Below are 21,226 nucleotides of genomic sequence, written 5' to 3'. Positions count from 1 at the left end.
GCCTACCTAATCAACATGAACAAACTACTACTGTCACTTACCGCCCTGACGCTGACAACGGGCGCGGTTGCCCAGAAAAAGGCAAAGAGAACCACCGCCACGCCACCGGTTGGCATCATGGCGACCACAGCCACCGACCGCATGGCGGGGGCCAGCCAACGTACCCAGCTCATTCAGACCTCGCTCCTGCAGAACGTACCCGTGCGGTCAATCGGTCCCACGGTCATGAGCGGGCGCGTAGTCGATCTGGCGGTGAACCCCCAGAACCCCGGCGAATTTTACGTGGCCTACGCCAGCGGCGGGTTGTGGCACACCGCCAACAATGGCATCTCGTTTACGCCCCTGTTCCAAAACGAAGCCGTTATGACGCTCGGCGCACTGGCCGTCGACTGGAAAACGGGGACAATCTGGCTCGGCACGGGCGAGGCCAATTCGAGCCGGTCGTCGTATGCGGGTATGGGCTGCTATAAAAGCACCAACCAGGGACGTACCTGGCAGCACCTTCCCGGACTCGACGATACCCACCACGTTGGCAAAATCGCGCTACACCCCACCGACCCCAACACCGCCTGGGTAGCCGCCGTGGGTCACCTCTACTCCGACAACGCCGACCGGGGTATCTATAAAACTACCGACGGAGGACGTACCTGGAAAAAGACGCTCTTTATTGATAACCAGACGGGCGCCATCGACGTCGATGTTGATCCGACAGACCCGACCGTTCTGTACGCTGCCATGTGGCACAAAGAGCGGAAAGCATGGAATTTTGTGGAAAGCGGCAAAACGTCAGGCCTGTATAAAAGCACAAACGGCGGCGACTCCTGGTCGCTGATCTCGGGCGGGCAAAGTGGCCTGCCCAACGACGACAAAACGGGACGCATCGGGCTAACGATCTTTCCCGGCAACACTAAAACGCTGTACCTGATTCTCGACAATCAGACTAACCGACCCGAAAAGCCCACCGATAAAAAAGCGGTGGTCGACGCTCGTAAGCTGACGAAAGACCGGCTGCGGGTTATCTCGAAAGACGAATTTTTGAAAGCCGAAGATTCGTTTATTGCGGAATACCTCGAAGAGCAGAGTTTCCCCGAGCGCTACACCCCGAAGGTGCTCAAAGAGCTGGTGCAGACCGACAAGATCAAGCCACTTTCTATTCTCGAATACACCGACGATGCCAACGCACGGCTCATCAACGCTGAAGTGATTGGGGCCGAAGTGTACCGGTCTGACGATGGTGGGGCGAAATGGCGTAAGGTAAACGCCGATTACCTCGACGGGCTTTTTAACACCTACGGTTACTATTTTGGCAACGTGTGGGTAGCCCCCGACAATGCCGACAAAATTGTGATTGCGGGGGTGCCCGTTATTGGCTCTGAAGACGGAGGCAAAACATACCGGTCGATGGACCAGGACAATGTGCACTCCGATCACCACGCGCTCTGGATCAACCCGACCAACAACAAGCACCAGATTTTAGGCAACGATGGCGGCATCAACATCACCTACGATTCCGGCAAAACCTGGTCTAAGGCCAACACCCCCGCCGTTGGGCAGTTTTACGCCGTGGCCGTCGATATGGCGAAACCCTATAACGTGTATGGTGGCTTGCAGGACAACGGCGTCTGGACCGGCCCAAGTACCTACCGGGCCGACTACGACTGGCAGGCCAGTGGCCGTTACCCGTACCGTTCGCTCGTGGGCGGCGACGGCATGCAGGTGCAGGTCGACTGGCGTGACAACAACACGGTGTACTCCGGTTTTCAGTTCGGCAACTATTTCCGAATCAACAAGACCAGTGGCGAAATGAAACGGCTGGTGGTGCCGCCTATCGAAATCGGTGAAGCTAAACTCCGCTGGAACTGGCAGGCCCCCATCCTGATCTCGCGCCACAACCAGGACGTGATTTATTTCGGGTCGAACCGATTCCACCGCAGCCTGAACCGGGGCGACGAATTCAAAACCCTCTCGGGTGATCTGACCAAAGGTCCCCGCGAAGGCGACGTTACTTTTGGCACGCTGACCACCATCGACGAATCACCGCTCCGCTTCGGGTTGATCTACACCGGCTCGGATGATGGGCTGATTCACGTTTCAAAGGATGGCGGCAACACCTGGGTACGGATCACAAACGGCCTGCCCGACAACCTGTGGGTGAGCCGGGTAGCCGCTTCGGCACACCAGGAAGGTACGGTATATGCCTCCCTGAACGGCTACCGCGACGACCACTTTGCCGCCTACGTGTTCGTATCAACTGACTTCGGCCAAACCTGGAAGGCCCTGGGCAAGAACCTGCCTGCCGAACCCGTGAACGTGGTAAAGGAAGACCCGAAGAACCCGAACCTGCTCTACGTAGGCACCGACCACGGCCTGTACCTGTCGCTGGACAAAGGCAATTCGTTTATGCCATTGAGCGGTGAAGGCGCGGCCACCCGGTTACCTGCCGTAGCCATTCACGATGTGGTTGTTCATCCCCGCGACCCCGAGTTGCTGGTCGGTACACACGGCCGGTCGCTGTACACGGTCAATCTGGAGTTGATTCAACAGTTGGGCGATTCGATCCTGACTAAGCCACTGCACCTGTTTGCCCTGAAACCAGTAACAGCCAGTGCCGCCTGGGGCCGGAAAGTGCTGTATGAGGAAACACCCACCTACTCGATGACGATCCCCTATATGGCTAAGCAGGCAGGACGTACCCAGGCAACCATCACCACCGATAAAGGGATCACCCTGCGGACGCTGACCGACACGACCGAAGCCGGCCTAAATTACCTCACCTTCGATTACACCGTCGACACCACCCAGCGGGCCGCGTACCAGACGTACCTGAACGAGGGCAAAAAGAAAGATGCGCCAGCCGTTGACCTAACACTGGCCGACAACAAAAAGCTGTATATCCGCCCCGGAAAGTACAAGGTTACGCTGACGCAAAACGGCCAGACCGTAAGCCGCGACCTGGAAGTAAAAGCCGTAGAACGCCGCGCACGTCGCCCCGTTACGTTTGCCTCGCCCGACGAGTTTGAGCAGTGGCGCGAACAGGAAGAAGCCGAAGGCGGGGGTGAAGGAAAATAAAACCTAACGCGGACTTTAGTCCGCCTTGCCCGTGCTGGTGAATATCACCCCGCGAGTCAAGGCAGATTAAAGTCCGCGTTAGGTTTTTACTAGACCGCCAGTTCCATCGACACGGCCTCCGTTTTGCCTTCGGGCAGCATTTCAGCAACGGGGTCGACGGTAACAACAATGAATTTCGAGGTGGGCGTGTTGCTGATATACGCTACACTGGCCACCGGCACCAGCGGATTCACCTCCGGGTAGTATGCCGCCGTGTTTCCTTTCGGAATATTATACGGAATGGCCACGAAGCGTTCCAGCTTTCGTTGCTGCCCCTCGAAATGGCTAGTAATGTTGACGAGCTGCCGCTCCCGAATGCCCCGCTGTTTCATATCGCCGGCATTCATGAAAATGACCCGCCGCTCGCCATACACGCCCCGGTACCGGTCATTGTAATCGTAGATGGTCGTGTTGAACTGGTCGTGGCTTCGAATCGACATCATCACCAGTTGATCCGGTGCGATTTCGTGTTTCACCATATCGGTTACGGTGAAATTGGCCTTCCCATTTTCGGTCGTGAAATTCCGTTCGCGGGGGCCGTTGGGCAGGTAGAATCCACCCGGCATCCGGATCTTCTCGTTGAATTTGTCGAATCCGGGAATGACGCGCGAAACGGCATCCCGGATCAGGTCATAGTTTTCGGTATAGCCGACCCAATCTACCGTCGAGCGGTCGCCCAGGGTAGTAATGGCAATGCCCGAGATAATGGCTACTTCGCTCAGCATCTCCCCTTCCAGCGGCTGCAATACGCCTTTGTTCTGGCTAACCACCCCCATCGAGTTTTCGCAGGATGTAAACTGCTGGCCTGAGCGCTGCATATCAATATCAAGGTGGGTGAAGCAGGGCAAGATCAGTGAGGTATTTCCCGTTACGAGGTGCCCCCGATTCAGCTTTGTGCTCACAAACACCGTCAGGCTCTGTTTACGCAAGCCTTCAGCCACAAACTCGGTATCCGGCGAAGCCGACAGGAAATTACCGCCCAGGCTCATGAATACCTTGGTTTTGCCTTCATACATCGCCTTGATCGACTCCACGGTGTCGTAGCCATGCTCGCGGGGTGGGTCGAACCCGTATTCCTGTTGCAGGGCGTCGAGAAACTCTTTGTGTGGCCGTTCCCAGATGCCCATGGTGCGGTCGCCCTGCACGTTCGAGTGGCCCCGAACCGGACACGTACCCGCACCGGGTTTACCTACCGCGCCTTTCATCAGGTGCAGGTTCACAATCTCCTGAATACTCATTACACCATTTTTCTGCTGGGTCAGGCCCATTGCCCAGCAGGTGACCAGCTTCTGTTTCGGAGCGATGATGTTGGCGGCTTCGAGCAGTTGCTCTTTGGTCAGGCCACTCATCTCTTCAATATCAGCCCAACTGGTGTTCCGGATCGTCTCCAGAAATTCATCATAGCAAGTGGTGTACTCCTTAATGAATTCATGATCGATCACCACACCCGGATTCAGTTCTTCGGCCCGAATCAGGTGCTTCATGATGCCTCGCAGCACGGCCATGTCGCCGTTGATCTTCACCTGAAGGTGCAGGTCTGCAATGGGAGTACCCTTTCCCAGCAACGTACCCACGGCCTTGATCGGATTCATAAAATCCTGCGGGTTTTTGAAGTGGCTCAGGCCAGCTTCGTGCAGGGGGTTCACGGCAATGATCTTGGCACCATTCCGCTTGGCAATCTGCAAGGCACTCAGCATACGGGGGTGATTGGTGCCCGGGTTCTGGCCCATAATCAGAATCACCTCCGCTTCGTGTACATCATTGAGCGTGACCGATCCCTTGCCCAAACCAAGGGTTGGGCTTAGGGCCGATCCGCTGCTTTCGTGGCACATATTCGAGCAGTCGGGCAGGTTATTGGTACCAAACTGCCGCACAAAAAGCTGGTACAGATAGGCTGGTTCATTCGGTACCTTACCCGACGTGTAGAAAAGTGCCTCATCGGGCGAGTTCAGCGCGTTCAACTCATCGGCCACCACCTGAAACGCCTCGGGCCAGCTGATCTGCGTGTAGTGCGTGGCGCCGGGCCGCAACACCATCGGATGCGTCAGGCGGCCCGCGTTGTTCAAATCCCGGTCGGTCATTCTGGACAGGTCGACCAGACTGTGTGTAGCGAAGAAGTCCGGATCAGCCCGGCGGGTGTCAGCGTCCGAGGCCGTTGCTTTAGCCCCATTCTCGCAAAACTCAGCGATCGACCGATGATCATCGGGGTCGGGCCAGGCGCAGGATGAACAGTCGAATCCATCTTTCTGATTCAGCTTCACAAGGGCGTGCGTACCACGGCCAACGCCCGCTTCACCCCACGAAAATTCCATCGACTTCAGCACCGCTGTAACGCCAGCGGCTACCGTAGCCGGCTTGCCAAGCGTCAGGCCCGTAAACGCTTCGGGCGGCTGGGCCAGCACCGGATTCCGGTCTTTCGCACCTAGGTTGTCGGGAGTTGGGAAAATACGTTTATCTGCATCGGGTTTCCCCTGCGGATCATAATGGTCGCTGGTCATCTCTTTACCTTGCTCGGGCCGCTGCCCGCTAACGGGTTTAGTTTCGACATGCTGCTCCAGCGGATTGCTGGGCTTTTTCTCGCTCTTGGGTGACTTATCCATATAGGTTGGCGACGCTTGGGCCGATTGAAGGAACGTTGTGATGCGGCAAAACTGCCAGACTTTATATTTGTTGATCTAGCCCTAACCAGGTACCACTCGGGTGAGTCAGTGTAGGCTCATCATTTTCTACTTAAAGTAGGAATACGGGTTAATTGAATAGCGCTAGTGCTTTCAACAACGTTTGCGAGACGCCCCAGAGAAGCGGTATAGTGACCGTAATCCAGGCCAGGGCAATCAGAAGTATCGGTGTTTTTTCCTGCTTTTCCATATCCGTTTCGATTAAGCTGTTGCTACTTGTTCAGCTGACTTCACCTGGTATTTAGCGGCAACGGGTTTCACCAGAAGGTTGCACACGAACCCGACCGCAAGTAAGGCCGCCATAATATACATAGTGGTGCCATACGCGTCTGCCTTCGCTGCACTCTCTGACAAGCCAGCCGCTTTACCAGTCTCGATATAGTGCTCACGCAGAAAGGTAACGATGTTCGGGCCTATGATCGCGGCGGTACTCCAGGCTGTCAGCAGGCGGCCGTGAATAGCCCCGACCTGCAGGGTTCCGAACATATCGCGCAGGTAAGCAGGGATAGTAGAGAAGCCCGCGCCGTACATTGAAAGAATGATGCAGAACGTACCCACAAACAGCGCAATACTACCCGATGATGGAATGACCGTATACAGCACCGCCCCCAAACCCAGGTAAATCATAAAGATCAGTTTACGGCCCGTTTTGTCGGACAGTGACGACCAGAAAAATCGGCCCGCTAGATTAAACAGACTGAGCAGCCCGACAAAGCCAGCGGCAGCTTCGGCCGTGATCCCGTTGCCTGCCCCCAGCCGTACGTCAGAAAACACGTCCTGAATCATGGGCGATGCCTGCGACAGTACGCCAATACCAGCCGTTACGTTCAAACACAAAACCGCCCAAAGTAACCAGAACTGTGGGGTTTTGATAGCATTGTCGGCGGTTACGCTGGCCGTAGCGATCATCTTGTTACCAGTATCAGCGGGCGGTGTCCAGCCATTAGGTTGCCAGTTGGCTGGTGGTACACGGGCCATCGCGGAGCCGAATACCATGAAACAGAAATAGATAAGCCCCATCGTCACCAGCGTTTGCGACACACCCAGCGAGGTTGGGGTTTGGTAATATTTCATCAGACCGACAGCCAGCGGAGAACCGATCATAGCGCCACCGCCGAAGCCCATAATGGCCATCCCCGTTGCCATGCCTGGCCGGTCAGGAAACCACTTGATCAGCGTTGACACGGGCGATATATACCCCAGCCCCAGCCCGATTCCACCCAGTACGCCGTAGCCGCCGATAAACAGCGGCAGGCTGTGTAACCGCACGCCTAACGCCGATACCATAAACCCACTGGCAAAAAAGAGTGCCGAGGTAAGCATCGTTTTTCGCGGTCCGCTTCGCTCTACCCATTTACCGAATAAGGCAGCCGAGACTCCCAGAAAAAAGAAGGCAAAATTGAAGACCTGTACGGTGGCAGTCAGCGACCAGTCGCCCGCAGCCGGTTTGGTGATTCCGATCAACTGCGACAACGGGATGTTGAACACACTCAGCCCGTAGGCCTGCCCGATGCACATATGTACGGCCAGTGCCGCCGGCGGAAACAACCAGCGACTATACCCCGGCCCGGCAACGGTATTTTCACGATCAAGAAATGCTAACGCTGCCATATGTGTGTTGGTTTAGAGCGACTCGTAAGGACAAGCGTGCACGTCACGAGTGAACCGAAGATGAGGCAGGTGTGCTAATAAAGCTATACAGATCAAAACCGTGTATTAACATCCTTTGTTGAGAAATCGCATTTTACCTCGATTAAAAAGATCGTTAAACCAACAGGGTTATGTTGCCGGTCTGTCCTCAGGTGAATTGTTTAGTTACTTACCGTTCACAATTGGCACGATACTATTTATCAGTCAACCTGGTTTCATACTGGTCATTCAGCGTAAATAAGGCGCCTAAATGCAACGTCCAGCCTACATAGGACCGTTACCTCATCAAATTTAAGTCTGGCTTGACTTTTGTAAAGACCATCGTAAGGCGGTTGTATCCAACAGAGCTCATGGGCTTTAATGACTAGACAACTACCTCATCCCCATTATTTTACTCTCAGCTTTCCTGGCGATTACCGCTTATTGTTTAACTGAAGAACGCCAGGATTTCCCTCTACTATGTGTTACCAGAGCTAGAAGAATCAGGCTACTCTGGCATCCTATGCATCAAGTAGACCATCCGATTCATTGTATCCGGGTGTGTGTACTTTAGGTTAACACATCGGCCTGTTCTGACCAGACCGCCGACTACCTCTCATCTCACAGTTTTCTTAATCGCGGTTTCCAAAATAACAGCGATGGCCTTTTCTATTGCCTTTTTGCTCAAAACCGATTCACGCTGGCTGCTCACCGCAGAGCCAGTGCAACAGCACCACCCCATTCAGTCACGTTACAAGCGATTTGCTTATCTATTCCTGCAATCATGAAGAAAGATTTACGGCTCCTTCTACATTCCATGTTGCTGCTCCTGGTGCTTCCCTACATTAGTTACGGGCAGGCTCCTAATCTGGGAACAGCTGCTTCCTTTGCTCTTTTCACAGCCAACGGGGCATTTACCAGTACCGGCGCAGCGACCGTTACAGGCGATGTTGGCACAAACGTGGGCGCCTTTACTGCTTTTCCTCCCGGAACGCTGACTGGCTCCATCCGGCTGGCGGGTAGTACCCAGGCCGCCCAGACAGCAACCGACATAGCTGCCGCCTATGCTGACCTTGCCTCTCTTTCGTGTGGCACCACAATTGGCCCAACGCTGGGGAACGGTCAGGTACTTACACCGGGCGTGTATTGTCAGCCAACCGCAGCGGCTTCGTCACTGTCAGGTACGTTGACGCTGGATGGGCCAGGTACGTATATCATCAAGCTGAACAGCGCTCTGACCACCGCCTCGGGTTCAGAGATCAGATTAATCAATGGGGCCTGCGCCAGCGATGTTTATATTCAGGTGACCGGTGCCGTCAGCCTGGGAACAGGTTCTCTGTTTAATGGCACAATTCTGGCCAGCGGGGCGATTGCTCTCGCCTCCGGGGCAACGCTCTACGGACGAGTTCTGTCGACTGGTGGAGCTATCTCTATCACCGACAATACCGTTTCTGTCTATGGGCCCACCATGACCGTGGCGGTTACGGCAGGAACCTGTAACTCGGCTACCAACGCGTACACGGTCTCAGGTACGGTGTCTCTTACGTCGGCCATGGCGGGCACGCTGATTATTACCGATGGCACAAGCACCACCACGGTGACCGTGACGTCGGGGCAACCTACCGTGGCCTTCAGCCTGGCAGGCCTGCCTTCAGGAACAGGGGCACACACCGTTTCCATCACCGGACCAGCCTGTAGTACGGCAGGTACGTCTTATACCGCACCAGTTTCCTGCACAACCACGCCCGCCACATCGGCAACGCTGGGCGGTATTGCCTATACCGACGTCAATAAAAATGGCAGTCTGGATGGTGGCGACACGCCGCTGGCCGGCATCAGTGTAACACTATCCACCACGGCTGGAGGTGTCATTGGCACGACAACAACCGACCAGACCGGCAGTTATAGTTTCACTGGCTTAAGCGCTGGCACCCCCTATTCGCTTAGTTTCTCTACGCCGACCGGCTACTCGGCAACGGCTGGCGGCACGGGGGCTGTAACGCTCACGGCTGGACAGACGACTACCGTCAACCCCGGCTTCTCGGCCCTGACGCCAACGCTGACCCTAAATCTGCTGGTTGACCGATCGATCGCCAGGCCGGGCGAGCTGCTTACCTACACCCTTGTCGTGGCCAACTCAGGAAGCGGCGTGGCAACCAATATTGTTGTTCGGGACTCAACGTCGCTGGGGCTTACCTACGTAGCTAACTCCGCAACGGTACCCGCTGGCACCACCTTTACCCAGGGCATCCCCATCAGCACCTGGTCGATTGCCACGCTGGGTGCCGGGCAAAGCCTTAGTCTGACGTTTCAGGTGAAAGTCGACAACTCAGGCATTCTGTATAATTCAGCCAGTATTCCCGGTGATACCGTCCGCGTTTGTACGTCTATTCCGGTTCGGTTGTGCACCGGCGATCAGTATATATTGTCAGTGCCCGAACGAAGCGCCAGTTACCGCTGGTACAAAAATGGGGTGCTCCTGCCAGGAGAGGTGACCAATGAACTGATGGTGAGCGAGCCGGGATCGTACAGCCTGGGCATCGACGATGCAGGCAGCCAATGTCCGACTTTCTCCTGCTGTCCGTTTATCGTGGAGGCAGACACCATGCCGGTCTTTCAGGCCGTTGCGCTGGCCGCTACCTGTATAAGCAATTCCGCGCAGAATAACGGGCAGATCGTCTTGAGCGGGTTTACAGCTACACATACCTATCAGTATTCACTCGGCGCCACCTTCGACACGGCCAATTCCTTATCGGGTGCCCCGCAGACCATTCCAGCCGGCGGACTGCTAACCAACGCATTGGCTAATCCGGCAACAGCGCAGGCGTACACCGTTCGGGTGACTAATGGCAATGGTTGCTACATGGATGTTACGATTATACTACAGCCTACCGTCTGCGACTGTCCGACCGACGTTTGCGTGCCGTTTGTGGTTCGTAAAACGAAGGGAGTTGGTGTCCGGTAAGTGGGTCAGGGCCGCCTGTAACCGATTACCGTAGGCTTGCTGCTTTTATTGGTTTGACGCATTGCTTCTTTACGGGCTGCTTCCTGACGGGCGTTTGCTTTCTCGTGAACAAGAACGGACCCCCAGAGCCAACTGCTGATGCTGAACAGGATGACGACAAGTTTCATAACTGAATTCGTTGAGTTTTTTACTGACTAACTTTTCGTGAAACGCGCGCCCATCCGGTTGGTTTTGGTTAACCGAGCAAGCGGCTTACTGATGAGTTAGTTAGCGGACAGCCTTCTCACTGAGCAACAGCCTGCGATCATGCATAGAAAAGCCTACCCTTTGACTATCAAGTCACGTGGTAGGCTTTTTTTGGTTACTCATTTCATTTAGCTGCTGCTTTTGTACGATTCTCGGCCGCCCTGAACTGAACCATTCGGGTAATCAGGTCGAGCGGGAGGGGCTGGTCGAGGGGAAACTGTACGGTGCCTTTCGCGCAGTTATAGGCGGTCAACTCGTCGGCGAAGGCAGTAATGGCGGATGGCGTTGGGTAGAACCCGATATGCGTTTTATACGCGGCGAAATAGACCAACTTACCGGCCAGCTTGAACGCAGGCATCTGATAACTGATCGCTTCTTCTGCATCGGGAGCAGCTTCCCGGATTACTTGTCGCAGTTCTTCCAGCAAGTACTGCACGGGCTCTGGAAAGGCCCATATGTACTCATCGATGGTCTTGGGAGCGGCGATATCTGCTTTCATTGCGCGTAGCACTTCGTAGTGTATCGGGTACGTTGTATGGCTTAAATTTCGCGTTTCCGAGCGTGCTTAGCAAGCTAGTATTGCTTTTAAAAGTCCGGGTTATTTTTCACCGGGATGGTACGTTTTTTCGACATGTTGCTGTACTTCTTCGGGGTAGAACCAGATGTCTTTGAACTTGCCCTGGGTGTACAACGGGGCCTGATCGGTAAAATGCGGTGTTCCCGGTACACTACTCTGACCACCCGTCACCACGGAGCGGGCTTTTATGCGCTTGCCAAACTCAACTACGGCAACGAAGCTGTTTCCGACACTACCATACCGCTTTTTAGTACCTGGGTACGTTCGGGCTGCAAATGCCGCCAACGATCCCCAGGCCGATGAGGTAAAGCCGACGGGGATACTGGGCTTCAGGTCGTCGTAAGTTTCCTGCGTTTTCCCAGTCAGGCGCTGGTAGCGGTTCAAGTCGCCCCAGGGCATTTTCCAGGTGCCGAAGTCGCGGGTCAGGTCAGTGAGCACCTCAGCCAGGGCAGTTACCTTTTCCTGCGCTGTCGTTTTCTCATTCGTGAAGGCAATAAGCCCGAGATTATCGAAGCGTTGATCGGCCGCGGCCCGGTTACGAGCCAGCCGCTGTACTTTTTCGCCCCACAGGATAGCCAGCGTCTGCCCAACCGAGTTAACGCCGTACCCCCGATCCCAACTGGTAAGAATCTGAATGGCCTCGGCCAGGTCTTTCGACTGGTTGGCGGCTTCGCCCGAAACGGTCTGGTAAGCATTGAGCAGGGGCGGCATCAGGTCGTCGAACGCGGCGAGGTGCGGGTCGTTGGCCGCGGCAATCAGGGTATCGAGCGTAAAGATCGCTTTATGGCTCAGCACTCGATCAGCGTTGATACCCCGGTAATTCTGAGCGTCGGGGGCCATGTAAGCGGGGTATTTTTTCGGGTCCGGACTGCTGGGGCCCGATACCGTGAACGGGGTCGAATTACAGTTCTGAATCCAGCCGGTGGCCGGGTTACGTACCTGCACAATATCCTCGATCGGGTGCAGCCCTTTCCAGTCGGTGGCCGGGTTACTGCCATCTACGGGCTGTTCCCAATTGAAGGCAGGGTCACGCCGGGGCATGAAGTTACCGTGCCAGTAAGCGATCGTGCCATTCCGGTCGGCGAAGACCGTGTTGTTCGATGCGTTTCCGTTCAGCTTCATTACCTCTTTGTAGCTCGCGTAATCTTTCGCCTTTGTGCGCAGGTACGACTGCGACAGGGCGTTCAGCGGCGTATTCATCATGTTGATCGCGATCCATTTACCGTCTTTTTCACCGGCAATGGGCCCATGCTGCGTGAAGTACATGGTAAACTCCCTGTACTGAAGGCCATTCCCCGACTTGTAGGGCAACCGTACTTTCTGTGTCCGTACCGGTTTCAGCGTTGTGCCGTGCTTGTAGAACAACGCATTGCCTTTTTTCTCGATGGTCTCCAGGTACTCATCCATCGAATCGGCGTAACTCGACGTATGCATCCAGCCGCAATTCTCGTTAAAGCCCTGATAAACAAAGAACTGACCCCAGGTAACGGCGCCATAAGCGTTCAATCCCGCCTGACTGACCATGTGCACCTCCGACCGGAAATAGAACGACGTGTGCGGATTGATCAGCAGTAACGCGTTCTTAGTGGCACTCTTCGACGGGGCAATGGCAAACCCATTCGACCCGATAGACTCACGTTCGTAATGGTCATAGGCCGGCACGAACGAGGTCGATTTGCGCGGCTCATAAAAGGCTTTCAGGCGTTCGGTCGGCACTACGCTGATGTTCCCGCCGATGCTGCCTTCGCTGAACAGTAGCGGCATCCAGGGTTCGAACCGTTTCAGCAATTTGGGCGTCACCCCCGGATGGGTGTAGAGGTAGTAGTTCATGCCGTCGGCGAAGGCGTCGAGTAATTGCTTCATCCAGACGGGGCTCTTTTTGTAGATCGCCATCGCCTGCGTCGAGTCCATGAAGAGTCGGGCCCGCAGATCGTGATACAGGGCCGATTCGCCCTCCAGTTCGGCCAGCCGCCCAATTGAGGTGATGTAGTTTTCTTCAACTCGGCCGAAATCGTCTTCGCATTGGGTGAACATAAGCCCGAACACAACGTCGGCATCGGTTTTGCCGTAAATGTGGGGAACGCCCCAGGTGTCGCGCGTGATGGTGACCTGTTTGGCGCGCTGCTGCCAGCGGGTAATATCGGCCTTACTGGCTGATTGCCCGTTTGTGGTGGGTGCACTCAGCAGAACGATCAAGGCAACGATAACGCTGGCCGACCATGATTGGAAATGATTCATTGGACGTAGGAATGATGAAGAATGGATACGAAGCGGACGTTCACCGGCTGGGCAGGCCGCGTTACTGCCCCAGGGCGACAAACCGGTTTGGAGCTTTGCGGTGGTGCGTTGCCTGCTCATAGCCGTAGGTTAGGCGGATCAGGGTTGGCTCGGCAAACAAACGGCCCAGAAACTGCACGCCAGCGGGCAAGTCGCCGGTGGTGTAGCCCATCGGAATGGTAAAGGCGGGCAGGCCGGTTGCCGGGGCAATAAGCTGGCTGTTGTCGCCTTTATAGCCTTTAGCGTCGCCAACCAGCGCGGGCGGGTAGTTCCAGCTTGGGTAAATCAACGCATCGACCTTTAGCCGGTCCATTTCGGCTTCGATGCCGTTACGATAGGCAATCCGGAGCGGATCAGTGAACGCATCGCCACACGGAATTTCAGGATGCACCGGGCGGCCACTATGGGTTTGCTGGGAGATAAGCCGGTCGCGCACAATATCGGAGTAACCACCCACCCTAATGATGTCTTCCAGCGTTCGGAGGGTATCCCGTTTTACAAACGTGCGCAGGTACGTTTCCAGATCGACCCTGAAGTCGGCGCACCATTGGTTGGCGCGTAGCGAATCGAAATTCGGAATTGTCACGTCGACCACCTGCGCACCAGCCCGTTTCATGTCGGCAATGGCCTGATCGAATAGCTGTTTGATTTCCGGGTGAATATTCTTGTCGACCAGTTGCCGCATCACCCCGATGCGAGCGCCTTTGAGTCCGTCTTTTTTGAGGAACTGCCGGTAGTTGTTGGGTACGTGTCCCTGGCTGTTTTTGGTGATCGGGTCATGCGGATCGTACCCCGCGGTTACCTCCAGCACACGAACGGCATCGTCGACGGTGCGGCACATCGGTCCGCCCACATCGTTGCGGGTGTACAGCGGAATGATGCCGTAGCGACTCACCAGCCCCAGCGACGTGCGAAGGCCCACCAGGGCGTTGTGCGACGCCGGACCGCGAATGGAATTACCGGTATCGGATCCAAGGCCGACGGTGCCCAGATTTGCCGCAACGGCTGCCGCAGTGCCCCCACTCGACCCCGCAGGTACATGGGCCAGGTTGTAGGGGTTCAGCGTTTCGCCCGCCATCGAACTCTGCGAATGCATGGGAGTAAACGCCCACTCGGCCATGTTCGATTTGGCCAGCACGATGGCACCCGCCTCCCGCAGCTTCTGCACCTGCCAGGCGTCTTCGGTCGGCACGAAACCTTTCAGGGCAATGGAGCCGCCCGTTGTTTGCAGCCCTTTGGTATTGAAATTGTCTTTCACGATCACCGGAATACCGTGCAGGGGCCGCAGTTTACCGGTTTTCTTAAACTCGGCATCCAGCGCACGGGCAGTAGCTACGGCCTCGGAGTTCACCAGAATAATCGAGTTGAGTTTGGTGGGCTGGTCGTAGGCCTGAATGCGCGCCAGGTACGACTTCACCAGTTGTTCGCTTGTGAGCGTTCCTGCCCGAAATGCCTGGTGAATGGCACCGATCGTTGTTTCGACGGACTCGAATGAACCGGAAGCTGATGCTGCCCTCGCCTGAGCAAGCGCCGGATGCCTGACAAGCCCATTGGTCAGCAGTAGAAAAGCGAGAAAAATCGATAGATGAAGTGGGCGGGTTCTTTTTACCATAGCAGATCTTGCAGTAAATCGGATCGTATGGTAAAAATAGGCTTATACGCCAAAAGAACGCGATACCCGCAAAATATAGCAGCAGTTTGTCAATTTGGCGTCGCCTTACATTCGCTTAGGCATGCTTCGCCCGGGTACCGTTGATTGACGCCAATGGCTATAACTGAAAGTCCCACTGGGACTATACAAGCGTAGTCCCGACGAGGCTTTTGTCCGTTACCATTGGCTTCAGCCAACAGCAACGGACAAAATAGAATAGCCTGGGCGCTTCCCTGAACTGAACGACTTTACTCGGCCGTGGTCGGGTCGATGACCGTCATCACTTCATTGACTGCGTTAGCCGGAAAACCGCCCTGTTTGGCGTGTTCGCGGACCATGTCGGCATTGGGTGCGATATATACACAATAGATTTTGTCGCCAGTGACGTAGCTCTGGAGCCATTGAATTTGCGGCCCCATGTTGCTCAATACACCACAGGACGTTTGTGAAATACCTTTTAACTGATCGGCCGACAGACCACCAGCACCGGGAATTTCACGCTCGATCACATACTTAGGCATACGGAATATACGTATCATCGTGGGTTCCTACTCGTATGGCTTTTCGGACTCGCCCCGTTTTTATATGGTTACTGGACTCCACTGCCGGACGTACCCGCTCAGGCTTCTTCGTGGATCAGCGATTTCAGGCCCTCGGCCAAGTCGGGCGTTACCGTTACGCCATGTACAGAACTGGCGTGGCTAGCGGCCTGAGCCATAATCTCCTCATCGGTTTCGGCCTGAATTTTGGCGTCGCAATCGAAGCCCGCATCGCGGCAGTTAAGCGTTTTCATGGTAGTTGTGTTAGTTAAGGTAGTCGTTCAACAAACGAGGCACCAGTTGACCCCGTCCAGTAATGTACTACCCTTCACGGCCACTCAACCAAGTCGTTTTATTAAGTGGTCACCCAATTGAGTAAGAGCCAGTCTACTACTAATCAACCCATTACAATCCACCTGTCAGGCGACCTAGGCTTCCAGGTAATCCATGTCTTTCGAGAAGGTCTCCTCCAGGTAATGCAACGCCAGCAGGGAGCACAACACAATGACGGCACCAATGAGCAAGGGGCCGTAGGTGAGGCCAAGCGATGGTTTAAGCGAAACAAAAAGCCAGGTGAGCGGTACGGTTGCCCCCCGCACAAAATTCGGTACCGACGTAGCAACGGTAGCCCGCAGGTTGGTACCAAACAGCTCGGCAGCCAACACAATGAAGAGTGTCCAGTAGCCATTGCAAAAACCCAGACAGGCGCAGATAAAATAGAACTGACCCGTTTCGCGAATGGGCGCCAGCAAGTAGACGACCATCATGGCAAACGAGAGCAGAATAAAAATCCGGATCGCTTTTTTGCGGCTCTGCAACCGCTGACTCAGCAATCCACTCACAATATCACCAACCGACTGACCGGCAAACGCGAGCATCACCGCCTTACCCGCTATAATGGGTTCGACCAAACCCGCGTGCCGCCCAAATTCCGGCGAAAAGGTGATCAGGATGCCTACGACGAACCAGAGCGGAATACCCATCACAATGGCCAGCACGTACTTGCGCAGGCTCTGCGGATTTGTCAGCAGCTTCAGAAAATTACCCCGCTCGACCCGCTGGGTCTTCAGGTGTTCGAACAGGCCCGATTCGAAAACGTTGACCCGCAACACGAGCAGCAATAGCCCAAGCCCGCCACCCACGTAGTACGACATGCGCCAGGCAAACAGATCGGCCACAAAATAGGCCATGATAGCTCCCAGCACGCCCATCGTCGCCACCAGAATGGAGCCGTAACTACGCATCTGCTTGGGCAGGATTTCGGCCACGAGCGTAATGCCCGCCCCCAGTTCTCCCGCCAGACCGATGCCCGCAATAAAACGCAGCACGGCGTATTGCCCCAGGTTGGTAACCAGGCCATTGGCGATGTTGGCCAGCGAGTAGAGCAGAATAGAACCAAACAGCACCGACAACCGGCCCCGCTTATCGCCCAGCACGCCCCATAGCACGCCCCCGATGAGCAAACCGGCCAGTTGCATGTTGAGCAAAAAGACACCTTCGGGTAATAGCTGTTCGCCCGTTACGCCCAGGGCCTTCAGGCTTGGTACCCGAACCACGCTAAACAAAAACAGGTCGTACATATCCACGAAATAACCCAGGGCAGCCACCAAAACGGGCAACTGGAACAGGCTCTGTCGGGTCGAAGCAGACTGTGTAATCATGGCTAGTGACAGCCAGTACCAACGCATCAGCAACCGGTCAGTCAGTATCATTACTTGTTGCGATAGGCTGGTTGGCCCCGTTCAACAAGTAACGATACTGACTGGCTTCCTGACGACGCGCAGCGACTGACGGTTTAGGAATTAAACGTTTGTTGGGATCAGGTAAGGGGCTCTGTATTTACGGGTTAGCATAGCGTTGGCCTGCTTGTCGCCGATAAATACTTCCTTCTGCGGGTCGAAATCGAGGGTGCGGCCGAGGCGGTAGGCGATGTTGCCCAGGTGCGCCAGCGATGAAGCCAGGTGCGCCGTTTCAACAGGACCGTTCAGCATCTTTTTGTCCCGGGCCCGCGCGGCGTCGGCGAAATTCTTGTAGTGATCGCCACCGGCATTCCGGGCGGGGCCAGGTTCACGGTTACGGCCCAGGTACGTCTTGTAATCCGAGTAGCCGTTGATCACCATGTAGCCTTTGTCGCCGTAAAAAATGTTGCCGACCTCCACGCCGTCTTCCTTGTTGGTCATCCACGGACGTACCTCAAACTGAATCACTTTGCCCTGTTTGGGATAGTGGTACGTCGAGGTTAGCACTTCGGGCGTTTCCTTGCAGTCATTCCAGAGGAACTTCCCCCCTGCCGACGTAATTTTTTCGGGCAAGCCCACATCCAGCCCCCACATGCAGAGGTCGGTTTCGTGGATACCCTGGTTGCCGATATCGCCGTTGCCGTAGTCCCAGAACCAGTGCCAGTTGTAGTGCACGTAGTTTTTACTGAACTCACGCGCCTGAGCCGGCCCCTGCCACAGATCCCAGTCGAGCCCCTCGGGCACGGGCGAATTGCCCATGTTGCCAATGTCGGGCCGCCACTTATACACCGTTCCCCGAGCCATATACACCTTCCCGATCAGGCCGTCGCGCAGGTGTTTGATAGCTTCCTGAATGGCTACCGAACTCCGAAGCTGCACCCCATGCTGCACAATCCGGTTGTATTTGGTGGCCGCTTCGATGAGCTTACGCCCCTCGAACAGGTTATGACAGCCCGGCTTCTCGACATACACGTCTTTACCTGCCTGACACGCCCAGATGGCGGCCAGTGCGTGCCAGTGGTTGGGCGTGGCAATACTCACCGCGTCGATGTCTTTGTCGTCATAGACTTTCCGCAGGTCCTGCTCGGTTTTCACTTTCCGGTTGTATTTCTCCGAAAATTCAGAAGCCGACTTTTGCAGCACCACCTTGTCGACATCGCACAGGGTAGCTACTTCCACGTTTTCCAGTTTTGAGAAACCGGCGATGTGGTCTTTGCCCCGGCCATTGAGGCCAATAACGGCCACGCGTAACCGATCGTTGGCCCCGAAGGCCCTACTCGGAATCAGGGTGGGCAGGCCCAAAACGGCCGTACCTGCGGCGGCAGTCTGAATAAATTTCCGCCGGGAAAAAGGGGACTTGTCCATGGTTGTAAGGGAAGGAATTAACTGTTAGGAATAGGCAAAGAATTGGCAATTAACCGGGGCGGTGCATTGCTTCGCGTTGATTGCCTCGCCAGGTACGTTGCTTAGGCGTGTCCGTTCGAGTAGGCGTAAGCGATACCAAACCAAAGCACCAATGCACTGCAACCAATAAAGTACTCTGCATAAGCTACTCTATAAGCAATACGTAACTCAAAGTCTGGCCAGGGTCAGGCCGCCATCGACCATAAATACCTGACCGGTTGAATAGGGGAATCCACCCTCGGCAATGGCCGCTACGGCACGGCCTACGTCGTCGGGCAGGCCCCAGCGTGGCTGAACCGTCAGGCCATCGGCAATCAGCTGATCGTACCTGGCTGATACACCCGCCGTCATATCGGTTTTAATGACCCCCGGACGTACCTCGTAGACCGGAATCCCAAACTCACCGAGCCGCACGGCAAACAACTGAGTTGCCATGCTCAGCCCTGCCTTAGAAATACAATAGTCGCCGCGATTTACTGACGCAACCGTGGCCGAGATAGACGAAACAGTGATAATACTTCCCTGAAAATCAGTCGCCTCCTTCTTCTGCTCAATCAGCCAGTTGGCCACTGCCTGCGTCAGAAAGTACGCCCCCTTCAGATTTGTCGTCAGCACCTGATCGAAGCTCTCTTCGGTAGCCTCCAATATGTCGGCGCGAACACGGGGTGCCACCCCTGCATTGTTGACTAGTAGGTTTAACCGCCCGAAATGGTCGTTTATCCTGGTCAGCATCGCCTGCCGGGCGTCGGCCTCGGCAATGCTACCCTGGCAGTAAATCACGTCGGCACCCAGTTCGCGCAAACCGGCCAGTACCGAGGTCACCTCCGATTCGGCGCGGACACCGTTAATAGCCAGATCGAACCCTTTTCTGGCCAGATGCTCAGCGATGCCCAGCCCAATGCCCCGGCTGCTGCCCGTGATGAAAGCCGTGCGGCGTGTTGTCATGGTCAGAGCGTTTCTTTGATGGCTTTCAGCTGCTCGGCAGCTGGCAGTTTCTTATACAGCGTATCCAGCGGGTAACAGCCCGAAATCAGGCCGTTTCGGGGGGCCGTGGTGCAGTCAGAGAACGTTCGGCAAATCTGGTTCCGGACGAGTGTCCGACCGGCTGTCATGTCGGCGGGCATGGTTGGGTACGAGAGCACCATCCGCCCAAAGCCCACGCTATCGGCCATGCCGTTTCGCAACACATACTGGGCCACGTTGGGGAGCCACTCCTGCAAATACGAGTAGCCCGACCCAATGACGACCAGTTCCGGAAAGGCCTTTTTCAATGCATGGGTCACATCGATTTGCCGTTTTACACCCATCAGGGGATCTTCCGGCGGCAGGTAGCCATCGGAAGGCGGAAACAATGCGGGGCGCATCAGGTGGGGGTTGTAATAGGGACTACCGCCCGTAATGCAGATCAGCTGTATCCCCAGCGACTGCGCCAGCGCCAGAAACGCTTTCGGTTCGTCGAGGTCGATGGCGAGGCCCGATTGCTCGCCACCGAAGGCAAAGGGGTAAGCGTCGGTCTGCTCGGGTACGCCCACGTCATTTTCTCCTTTCTTGAACGGCAACAGATCGAAGGCACTCAGCCGGATGCCCAGTTCGAGGCCCGGCGCAGCGTGCTGAATACCGGCGACAATGCTGCGTAAAAACCGGGTTCGGTTCTCAAAACTGCCGCCATACTTTCCGGGCCGATTAACCGCGCTCAGAAATTCATGGCCCAGATACCCGTGGCAATGCTTGATGTCGACAAAATCGAATCCGGCCTGCTGCGCCAGCACCGCCGCAGCAACGTACTGCTCAATAATGTCGTCGATTGCCTCGTCGGTCAGTGTTGGGTAATCGGCCTCAATGCCGTAGCGTTGGTTGAGGTACGGATGCGGGTAGAGTAGCTTGGGCTCAAACTGCTTGTGGCTATTGGGCTTGCAGAATCGGCCTGAGTGCGTGAGTTGCAGGCCAATGATCAGATCGTCGGTGCGGCCAAAACTGGCGGCATGCGTGTCGACAATCAGTTGCCGCAGTGCAGCCAGTCCCCCCACCGTTTCGTGATTGATTACCAGCTGATTGGGGTTGGCTTTTCCGTCATGATACACCGCCACGGCCTCACAACCAAACAGCAGTTTAGCCCCGCTTTCGGCAAATTTCAGCCACCGCTTCCGGGTAAAATCGGTGGGTCTGCCGTCCAGCGTGCCGTCCCAGCCTTCCATCGGCAGAATACACAGGCTATTGCCAATCGTCTTGCCCGACTTCAGGTGAATCGGCCGGTTAAACGGGCTGTCGGCGGGTGGTAGCAGCGTATCGTCGAAGGCGAGGTCGACGCCGTTGGCTTGCAGGTACGTTGCCAGATCCGGAGCCGCTTTGATCTGGGCCATCCGGGTGTACTTCGGTTTGTATTTTCCGCTCATGGTTAGGTAGGCAGGGTGCA

The 21,226-nt window shown here is 55.6% G+C and carries 15 protein-coding genes; 2 read left to right on the top strand and 13 right to left on the bottom strand.

Annotation, left to right across the window (positions count from 1 at the left end; genetic code table 11):
- Window positions 1-15: 15 nt before the first annotated feature.
- Entirely contained in the window at window positions 16-3,069 is a 3,054-nt protein-coding gene (locus F7231_RS18760) for a WD40/YVTN/BNR-like repeat-containing protein (RefSeq protein WP_166693055.1), read from the top strand.
- Between the two features lie 89 nt (window positions 3,070-3,158).
- Here the strand turns inward: F7231_RS18760 and F7231_RS18755 are convergent, their stop codons facing one another.
- The 3 genes from F7231_RS18755 to F7231_RS18750 all read right to left on the bottom strand — a co-directional run bounded on the left by F7231_RS18755 (window position 3,159) and on the right by F7231_RS18750 (window position 7,397).
- Window positions 3,159-5,708 carry an FdhF/YdeP family oxidoreductase gene (locus F7231_RS18755; protein WP_166693053.1) on the bottom strand — a complete coding sequence of 850 codons (2,550 nt, stop codon included), beginning with the start codon at window positions 5,706-5,708 and terminating at the stop codon, window positions 3,159-3,161.
- A gap of 148 nt (window positions 5,709-5,856) precedes the next feature.
- The gene (locus tag F7231_RS27895) at window positions 5,857-5,976 is read right to left on the bottom strand and encodes an MFS transporter small subunit (RefSeq protein WP_445451888.1); all 120 of its coding nucleotides are present in this window, start codon (window positions 5,974-5,976) and stop codon (window positions 5,857-5,859) included.
- 11 nt (window positions 5,977-5,987) lie between these two features.
- Window positions 5,988-7,397: an OFA family MFS transporter gene (locus F7231_RS18750; protein ID WP_166693051.1), complete on the bottom strand. Its 1,410-nt coding sequence runs from the start codon at window positions 7,395-7,397 to the stop codon at window positions 5,988-5,990.
- A gap of 802 nt (window positions 7,398-8,199) precedes the next feature.
- Between F7231_RS18750 and F7231_RS18745 the strand changes: the two genes are divergently transcribed.
- Window positions 8,200-10,380 (top strand): ice-binding family protein, encoded by a 2,181-nt coding sequence (locus tag F7231_RS18745; RefSeq protein ID WP_166693050.1) that lies wholly within the window; start codon window positions 8,200-8,202, stop codon window positions 10,378-10,380.
- 5 nt (window positions 10,381-10,385) lie between these two features.
- Here F7231_RS18745 and F7231_RS18740 read toward each other — a convergent pair whose 3' ends face one another.
- The 10 genes from F7231_RS18740 to F7231_RS18695 all read right to left on the bottom strand — a co-directional run bounded on the left by F7231_RS18740 (window position 10,386) and on the right by F7231_RS18695 (window position 21,206).
- On the bottom strand, window positions 10,386-10,547 hold the full coding sequence (locus tag F7231_RS18740) for a hypothetical protein (RefSeq protein ID WP_157510672.1): 162 nt from the start codon (window positions 10,545-10,547) through the stop codon (window positions 10,386-10,388).
- Window positions 10,548-10,750: 203 nt separating this feature from the next.
- A complete protein-coding gene (locus tag F7231_RS18735; protein ID WP_085414106.1) occupies window positions 10,751-11,125 on the bottom strand; it encodes an iron chaperone in 375 nt (124 codons plus the stop codon).
- Between the two features lie 99 nt (window positions 11,126-11,224).
- Window positions 11,225-13,441 (bottom strand): penicillin acylase family protein, encoded by a 2,217-nt coding sequence (locus F7231_RS18730; RefSeq protein ID WP_166693049.1) that lies wholly within the window; start codon window positions 13,439-13,441, stop codon window positions 11,225-11,227.
- Window positions 13,442-13,502: 61 nt separating this feature from the next.
- Complete coding sequence (locus tag F7231_RS18725; RefSeq protein ID WP_166693048.1) at window positions 13,503-15,092, bottom strand: amidase; 1,590 nt, start codon at window positions 15,090-15,092, stop codon at window positions 13,503-13,505.
- A gap of 287 nt (window positions 15,093-15,379) precedes the next feature.
- On the bottom strand, window positions 15,380-15,670 hold the full coding sequence (locus F7231_RS18720) for a DUF4242 domain-containing protein (protein ID WP_310589350.1): 291 nt from the start codon (window positions 15,668-15,670) through the stop codon (window positions 15,380-15,382).
- A gap of 80 nt (window positions 15,671-15,750) precedes the next feature.
- Window positions 15,751-15,924, bottom strand: coding sequence for a DUF1059 domain-containing protein (locus F7231_RS18715; protein ID WP_166693047.1), 174 nt, complete (start codon window positions 15,922-15,924; stop codon window positions 15,751-15,753).
- A 174-nt stretch (window positions 15,925-16,098) separates the two neighbouring features.
- Window positions 16,099-17,331, bottom strand: coding sequence for an MFS transporter (locus tag F7231_RS18710; protein WP_166693304.1), 1,233 nt, complete (start codon window positions 17,329-17,331; stop codon window positions 16,099-16,101).
- A 141-nt stretch (window positions 17,332-17,472) separates the two neighbouring features.
- The gene (locus F7231_RS18705; protein WP_085414111.1) at window positions 17,473-18,774 is read right to left on the bottom strand and encodes a Gfo/Idh/MocA family oxidoreductase; all 1,302 of its coding nucleotides are present in this window, start codon (window positions 18,772-18,774) and stop codon (window positions 17,473-17,475) included.
- Between the two features lie 207 nt (window positions 18,775-18,981).
- On the bottom strand, window positions 18,982-19,758 hold the full coding sequence (locus tag F7231_RS18700; RefSeq protein ID WP_166693046.1) for a 3-ketoacyl-ACP reductase: 777 nt from the start codon (window positions 19,756-19,758) through the stop codon (window positions 18,982-18,984).
- A gap of 2 nt (window positions 19,759-19,760) precedes the next feature.
- Window positions 19,761-21,206: an oxidoreductase gene (locus tag F7231_RS18695; protein WP_166693045.1), complete on the bottom strand. Its 1,446-nt coding sequence runs from the start codon at window positions 21,204-21,206 to the stop codon at window positions 19,761-19,763.
- Window positions 21,207-21,226: the final 20 nt, after the last annotated feature.

This window comes from Fibrivirga algicola (assembly GCF_011742925.1).
Classification (GTDB): domain Bacteria; phylum Bacteroidota; class Bacteroidia; order Cytophagales; family Spirosomataceae; genus Fibrella; species Fibrella algicola.
This window is presented reverse-complemented; position numbering and strand designations above follow the sequence as displayed.